General features: G+C 70.5%; 6 protein-coding genes. 4 read left to right on the plus strand and 2 right to left on the minus strand.

Features of this window, described 5'->3' with window-relative positions; genetic code table 11:
• Nucleotides 1–1233, minus strand: a 1233-nt coding sequence (locus tag HY68_RS20185; RefSeq protein WP_041996652.1) for a helicase-related protein, incomplete at its 3' end; no start/stop codon positions are given.
• Nucleotides 1234–1235: 2 nt separating this feature from the next.
• Nucleotides 1236–2069 (minus strand): class I SAM-dependent methyltransferase, encoded by an 834-nt coding sequence (locus HY68_RS20190; RefSeq protein WP_041990848.1) that lies wholly within the window; start codon nucleotides 2067–2069, stop codon nucleotides 1236–1238.
• Between the two features lie 327 nt (nucleotides 2070–2396).
• Between HY68_RS20190 and rpsA the strand changes: the two genes are divergently transcribed.
• The 4 genes from rpsA to coaE all read left to right on the plus strand — a co-directional run.
• Complete coding sequence (rpsA, locus tag HY68_RS20195; protein WP_041990850.1) at nucleotides 2397–3914, plus strand: 30S ribosomal protein S1; 1518 nt, start codon at nucleotides 2397–2399, stop codon at nucleotides 3912–3914.
• 209 nt (nucleotides 3915–4123) lie between these two features.
• The gene (locus HY68_RS20200; RefSeq protein WP_041990852.1) at nucleotides 4124–5734 is read left to right on the plus strand and encodes an FAD-dependent oxidoreductase; all 1611 of its coding nucleotides are present in this window, start codon (nucleotides 4124–4126) and stop codon (nucleotides 5732–5734) included.
• A gap of 81 nt (nucleotides 5735–5815) precedes the next feature.
• A complete protein-coding gene (locus HY68_RS20205) occupies nucleotides 5816–6757 on the plus strand; it encodes a PAC2 family protein (RefSeq protein ID WP_078863692.1) in 942 nt (313 codons plus the stop codon).
• Nucleotides 6758–6846: 89 nt separating this feature from the next.
• Nucleotides 6847–7331 (plus strand): dephospho-CoA kinase (gene coaE / locus HY68_RS20210; RefSeq protein WP_041996654.1); only part of this gene is annotated, 485 nt, incomplete at its 3' end.

Here is a 7331-nt window from a genome sequence, read left to right on the forward strand (position 1 = left end):
GGCGCGGGCGGCGGCCAGCGCCCCGGCCGGCGGCGCGTCGAGCAGGGCGAGCCCCGAGGCGTCCGGATCGCCCCAGCAGGCCGCCTGCAACGCGAAGGCCGCCAGATCGGCGACCTTGATCTCGGGGGAGGGGAAGCGCACGAGCCGGCCGTCCTCCGCCTCCGTCCAGCACCGGTAGACACTGCCCGGCGCCTCGCGTCCCGCCCGGCCCGCCCGCTGCCGGGCGCCCGCCTGCGACACCCGTACCGTCGTCAGCGCGCTCAGCCCGCGCGCGTGGTCCGTGCGCGGCTCGCGCGCCAGGCCCGCGTCCACGACGACCCGTACCCCCGGCACCGTCAGGCTCGACTCGGCGACCGCCGTGGCCAGCACGACCCTGCGCCGGTCCGACGACCCGGCGAGCACCGCGTCCTGCACGGCCGCCGGTGCCCGCCCGTGCACCTGGAGCACCTCGGCGTCGATCCCGCCCAACTGGCCCGCCACCCGGCCGATCTCACCGACCCCCGGCAGGAAACACAGCACGTCACCCGTCCGTTCGGCGAGCGCCCCGCGCACCACCGACGCCACATGCGTCAGCAGCGCCGGGTCCACCCGCATCCCGTGCGGCGGCCGTACGGGCGCGGCCGGCGGCGCCCACACCACCTCGACCGGGTACGACACGCCGCGCGCCTCGACCACCGGCGCGTCCCCCAGCAGCCGGGCCCAGCCCGCGGCGTCGGTCGTCGCCGACGCCGCCACCAGCCGCAGCTCGGGGCGGAGCGTCGCGCGTACGTCCAGCAGGAAGGCGGCGACGGTGTCCGCGTCCAGATGCCGCTCGTGGCACTCGTCGATGATCACCACATCGACGCCGGTCAGCTCCTGGTCGCGCTGGAGCCGCTGCAGCAGCACCCCCGTCGTGACGACCTCGACCACCGTGCGGGGACCCACCAGCCGTTCGCCGCGCACCGTGAAACCGACCCGGTCGCCCACCTGTTCGCCGAGCAGCCAGGCCATCCGCCGGGCGGCGGCCCGTGCCGCGATCCGCCGGGGCTCGGCGACGACGACGCGCCGGACCGGCCCTTCGCCCGCGCGCAGCTCACCGGTCAGCAGCCCCGCGAGCACCAGCGGCACCAGCGTCGTCTTGCCCGTGCCCGGCGGTGCGCACAGCACGGCGCAGCCGGGACCGGCCAAGGCCCGCGCCAGCGCGGGCAGCGCCTCGCGTACCGGCAGCGCGGCCAGTGCCTCGGCGCGGATCACCCTCAGTCCCGTACGCAGACGAAGATCGCGGTGCCCGGCAGCAGCCGCCCACGGAGCGGCGACCAGCCGCCCCACTCCTGGGTGTTCCACTCCGGCCATTCCGGCTCCACCAGGTCGACCAGCCGGAAGCCGCCCGCCACGACGTCACGCACCCGGTCGCCGACCGTGCGGTGGTGCTCCACGTACAGCGCGTTCCCCTCCTCGTCCTGCTCCACGTACGGGGTGCGGTCGAAGTAGGGGACGGTCGCCGTCAGGCCCTCGGGTCCCGGTTCGTCGGGGAACGCCCAGCGGATCGGGTGCGTCACCGAGAACACCCAGCGCCCGCCGGGCCGCAGTACCCGTCGTACCTCCCGGAAGACCTTCACCGGGTCGGCCACGAACGGCACCGCGCCGTAGGCGGAGCAGGCCAGGTCGAACGAGCCGTCGGCGAAGGGCAGCGCCCCTGCGTCGGCCTGCACCAGCGGGAACGCCACCTCGTCACCGCCGGCGATCCGCAGCGCGTGCTGGAGCTGGCGGTGCGAGAGGTCGAGGGCGACCGGACGCGCGCCCTGCGTGGCGAGCCAGCGTGAGCACTGCGCCGCGCCCGCGCCGATCTCCAGGACGTCCTGGCCACGCAGCGACTCCACCGGGCCGAGCAGCCCCGCCTCGATCTCGTCGAGTCCTTCGGGGCCCCAGACGAAGCGGTCGTCGCCGAGGAACGTGCCGTGCTCGTTCTGGTACTCGTCCGCGTTACGGTCCCACCAGCCACGGTTGGCCCGGGAGCTTTCGCCCTCGCCGCTCTGGCGCCTGGTCGCCTCGGACTCTTCTTCGTGGATCTCTTGGATGATCGTGTCCATCGTCGTAGTGTGCTGGCATCCGGTTCGCCGGGGCGTGCCCGGGGTGCCGACCTTGTGCCGGATATGGGGCGTTCCGCCCCGGGTGTGTGCCTTCGCGCATTGACCGTGCTCGGCTGCCCCCGTATGCTAAAGGTTGCGCTGCGGGCTTGCGCGCCTCAGACGTAGCAGCCGCGCTCGCGTCTGTCGTATGTCCCCTCGGCTGTCGAGGCGCCTTCCCTGGTGTATTGGGGCGGCGCTTCCCATGCTGTCCGGCTTCTGCAGAAGCGATACGGGCTCCCGGCGTAGCAGTACCTACGACTCAATGTCCGTACCGGAGCCCTAACCCACATGACGAGCAGCACCGAGACCACCGCCACCACCCCGCAGGTTGCGGTCAACGACATCGGTAACGAGGAAGCTTTCCTCGCCGCGATCGACGAGACGATCAAGTACTTCAACGACGGCGACATCGTCGACGGCGTCATCGTGAAGGTCGACCGGGACGAGGTCCTGCTCGACATCGGTTACAAGACCGAAGGCGTCATCCCCTCCCGCGAGCTTTCGATCAAGCACGACGTCGACCCCAACGAGGTCGTCGCCGTGGGCGATGAGATCGAGGCCCTGGTTCTCCAGAAGGAGGACAAGGAAGGCCGTCTCATCCTGTCCAAGAAGCGCGCTCAGTACGAGCGCGCCTGGGGCACGATCGAGAAGATCAAGGAAGAGGACGGCATCGTCACCGGCACCGTCATCGAGGTGGTCAAGGGTGGTCTCATCCTCGACATCGGCCTCCGTGGCTTCCTGCCGGCTTCCCTCGTCGAGATGCGCCGTGTCCGCGACCTCCAGCCCTACGTGGGCAAGGAGCTCGAAGCCAAGATCATCGAGCTGGACAAGAACCGCAACAACGTGGTCCTGTCCCGCCGTGCCTGGCTGGAGCAGACGCAGAGCGAGGTCCGCCAGACCTTCCTCACGACCCTGCAGAAGGGCCAGGTCCGCTCCGGCGTCGTCTCCTCGATCGTCAACTTCGGCGCGTTCGTGGACCTCGGCGGCGTCGACGGTCTCGTGCACGTCTCCGAGCTGTCCTGGAAGCACATCGACCACCCCTCCGAGGTTGTCGAGGTCGGCCAGGAAGTCACCGTCGAGGTTCTCGACGTGGACATGGACCGCGAGCGTGTCTCCCTGTCGCTCAAGGCGACGCAGGAAGACCCGTGGCAGCAGTTCGCCCGGACGCACCAGATCGGTCAGGTCGTCCCCGGCAAGGTCACGAAGCTCGTTCCGTTCGGTGCGTTCGTCCGCGTCGACGAGGGCATCGAGGGTCTGGTCCACATCTCCGAGCTGGCCGAGCGCCACGTGGAGATCCCGGAGCAGGTCGTCCAGGTCAACGACGAGATCTTCGTCAAGGTCATCGACATCGACCTGGAGCGCCGCCGCATCAGCCTCTCGCTGAAGCAGGCCAACGAGTCCTTCGGCAGCGACCCGGCCTCGGTCGAGTTCGACCCGACCCTGTACGGCATGGCCGCGTCCTACGACGACCAGGGCAACTACATCTACCCCGAGGGCTTCGACCCGGAGACCAACGACTGGCTCCCCGAGTTCGACGCCCAGCGGGAGGCGTGGGAGGCCCAGTACGCCGAGGCGCAGCAGCGCTTCGAGCAGCACCAGGCCCAGGTCATCAAGTCCCGCGAGGCCGACGAGGCCGCCGCTGCCGAAGGTGCCGCGGCTCCGGCCGCCGGTGGCACCGGCGGTGGCAGCGCCCCCGCGGCGTCCGGTGGCTCGTACTCCTCGGAGTCCGACGACAACTCCGGCGCCCTGGCGTCGGACGAGGCGCTGGCCGCCCTGCGCGAGAAGCTGGCGGGTGGTCAGAGCTGAGGCTCTGCACCTCCCGGCGGGTAGCTCGTAGGTAGCTCTCAGGTCCGGTACGACGTAAGGCCCGCTCCCCTCGGGGGGCGGGCCTTACGCATGTGCGGCCCCCGGAGGTGAGCAGAGGGCAACGTGCGGGATACACCAGCATCCGCAGCGCCGTAACAACCGCTTGTCAGGATCCCGGCACACCTGAAGATCGAAAGGGGTACCGGGACATGAGCCATGCGCCGAACACCGCCACCGGATCGAGCCGCCGCAACTTCCTGCGCCAGGTAGGCGTCACCGGAGGAGCGGGCGCCATGCTCGCCACCATGGGAGCCCTGGGCCTGGCGCCCACCGCGGAGGCCGCGAGCCGCGAAGCGGCGTTCCGGGCCCCCACCGAGAGCGACTTCAACCTCAAGGGCAAGGGCAGAGGCGCCAAGGTCGTCATCGTCGGCGGCGGCATAGCGGGCCTCACCTCCGCCTACGAACTGGGCAAAGCCGGCTACGACTGTACGGTCCTGGAGGCGCGGGACCGCACCGGCGGCCGTAACTTCACCGTACGCGGCGGCGATTCGACCCAGGACCTCTACGGGAACCGGCAGACCGCCCGGTTCAGCGACGGCCAGTACATGAACGCGGGCCCCGCCCGTATCCCGCAGTGGATGATCACCATGGACTACTGCCGCGAACTCGGCGTACCCGTCGAGGTGTTCACCAACAGCAACGCCAGCGCCTACATCTACAACGAGAAGGCAGGCATGACGGAGGCGGTGCGCTACCGCACCGCCAAGGCCGACACCTACGGATACGTCTCCGAACTGCTCGCCAAGGCCACCAACCTCGGCGCACTCGACGCGGACCTCACCACGGACGACAAGGCGAAGCTGCTGAGCTTCCTGGAGAGCTTCGGGGACATCGGCAAGGAGCTGAAGTACACCGGCAGCGAGCACCGCGGCTTCACCGTCGACCCGGGCGCCGCGGGCACCCCCGGCACCGAACTGGGCTCCGTGCCCTCGGCGTCCGAGGTCTTCGCCAGCGGCGTCGGCCGCTACTTCTCCTTCGAGTTCGGCTACGACCAGGCCATGCTGATGTTCCAGCCGGTCGGCGGCATGGACCGGATACCCGCCGCGCTCACCAAGGCCGTCGGCAGCCGGAAGATCCACACCGGCGCCGTCGTCCAGCAGATCACCGACAAGGCGCACGGCGTCACCGTCACCTACAAGCAGGACGGCCGCACCCGCGCCATCGACGCCGACTACTGCATCGCGGCCCTGCCGCCGCACATCCTCGCCAAGACCGCGCACAACCTCGGCAGCGCCGTACAGACCGCGCTGGAGGCGGTCAAGCCCGTCTCCTCCGGCAAGATCGGGCTTGAGTACCGCAACCGGTGGTGGGAGACCGACCACCGGATCTACGGCGGTATCACCGAGACCGACATGGACCTCAGTCACATCTGGTACCCGTCCTACGGGTTTCACGGCAAGCGCGGTCTGATCATCGGCTACTACAACACCGGGACGAACGCCGACACCTACGCGCTGCTCAGCCCCGCCGAGCGGGAGGCGCGCGCCGTCGCCCAGGGCGTGAAGATCCACGGCGAGCAGTACCGCACCGAACTGGCCACCTCCTTCTCCCACCACTGGCGGCAGACCCCGCATCTGGAAGGCGCCTGGCACAGCATGTCCGGCGGCCCCGACGCCGCCACCTACGCGCCGCTCAACAAGGCCGCCGGACGGGTGTACTTCGCCGGTGACTACCTGTCGTACGCCGACGCCTGGCAGCATGGCGCCTTCAGCTCGGCCCGCAAGGTCGTGACCACGCTGCACGAGCGGGTCCTGGCCTGACGGCTCCACCAGGGACGCGGGCAGGGAATGCCCGCGTCCCGCGGCGCGTTCTTCCAATGAACACGAGGAGGAGCGGTAATCGTGCTTGATCCGCAGAGTTTGTACGAATGGGAGCCCAAGGGGCTCGCCGTCGTCGACATGGCGCTCGCGCAAGAGTCGGCGGGCCTTGTCATGCTCTACCACTTCGACGGATATATCGACGCGGGGGAGACCGGCGACCAGATCGTCGACAACCTGCTGGAAGCGCTGCCGCACCAGGTGGTCGCCCGGTTCGACCACGACAGACTGGTCGACTACCGCGCGCGCCGCCCCTTGCTGACCTTCCGGCGCGACCGCTTCACCGAGTACGAGACGCCCACCCTTGAGGTGCGCGTCGTCCAGGACGCGACGGGCGCGCCGTTCCTGCTGCTGTCGGGTCCCGAGCCCGACGTGGAGTGGGAGAGGTTCGCTGCGGCGGTGGAGCAGGTCGTGGAGCGGCTGGGAGTACGCCTTTCGGTCAACTTCCACGGCATCCCGATGGGCGTCCCGCACACCCGCCCGGTCGGCATCACCCCGCACGGCAACCGCACGGACCTCATGCCGGGCCATCGCAGCCCCTTCGACGAGGCGCAGATCCCCGGCAGCGCCGAGTCCCTGGTGGAGTTGCGGCTGATGGAGTCGGACCATGACGTGCTCGGTGTCGCCGCGCACGTACCGCACTACGTCGCCAGGTCCTCGTACCCGGACGCGGCACTGACCGCCCTTGAGGCGATCACGGCGGCGACCGGACTGGTCCTGCCGGCCGTGGCGCACTCACTCCGTACGGAGGCGCAGCGCACCCAGACCGAGATCGAGCGGCAGTTGGGCGAGGGCGACGAGGAACTGGTCACGATGGTCCAGGGCCTTGAGCACCAGTACGACGCGGTGGCCGGCGCCGAGAGCCGCGGCAATCTGGTCGCCGAACCGACCGAACTTCCCTCGGCCGACGAGATCGGCCTGGAGTTCGAGAAGTTCCTCGCCGAGCGCGAGGGCGACGGCGGCTGACCCGCCCGCCTCGATGCACGACGCGCCGGGGCACCCGCACGAAGGCCGCCGCTGTCCGCCCCGACAGCGGCGGCCTTTACGCTGGCCCCATGCTGAAGATCGGACTAACCGGTGGGATCGGCGCGGGCAAGAGTGCGGTGTCCCGACTGCTGGCCGGGTACGGGGCGGTGCTCATCGACTCCGACCTGATCGCGCGCGAGGTGGTCGAGCCCGGTACGCCGGGGCTCGCCGCCGTGGTGGCCGAGTTCGGCGACGAGGTACTCACGGCCGACGGCGCGCTGGACCGGCCCAAGCTCGGCGGGATCGTCTTCGGCGACCCGGACCGGCTGCGGGCGCTGAACGCCATCGTGCATCCGCTGGTGCGTGACCGCTCCGCCGAGATCGCCGAGGAGGCGGCGGCCGACGCCGTCGTCGTCCACGACGTGCCGCTCCTCGTCGAGAACGGGCTGACCGAAGGGTTCGACCTGGTGCTGGTCGTGGACGCGGCGCCGGAGACCCAGCTCGACCGGCTCGTACGGCTGCGGGGCATGACACCGGAGGACGCCAGGCAGCGGATGGCGGCCCAGGCCACCCG

The sequence above is a fragment of the Streptomyces sp. AcH 505 genome (assembly GCF_000818175.1).
Lineage (GTDB): Bacteria > Actinomycetota > Actinomycetes > Streptomycetales > Streptomycetaceae > Streptomyces.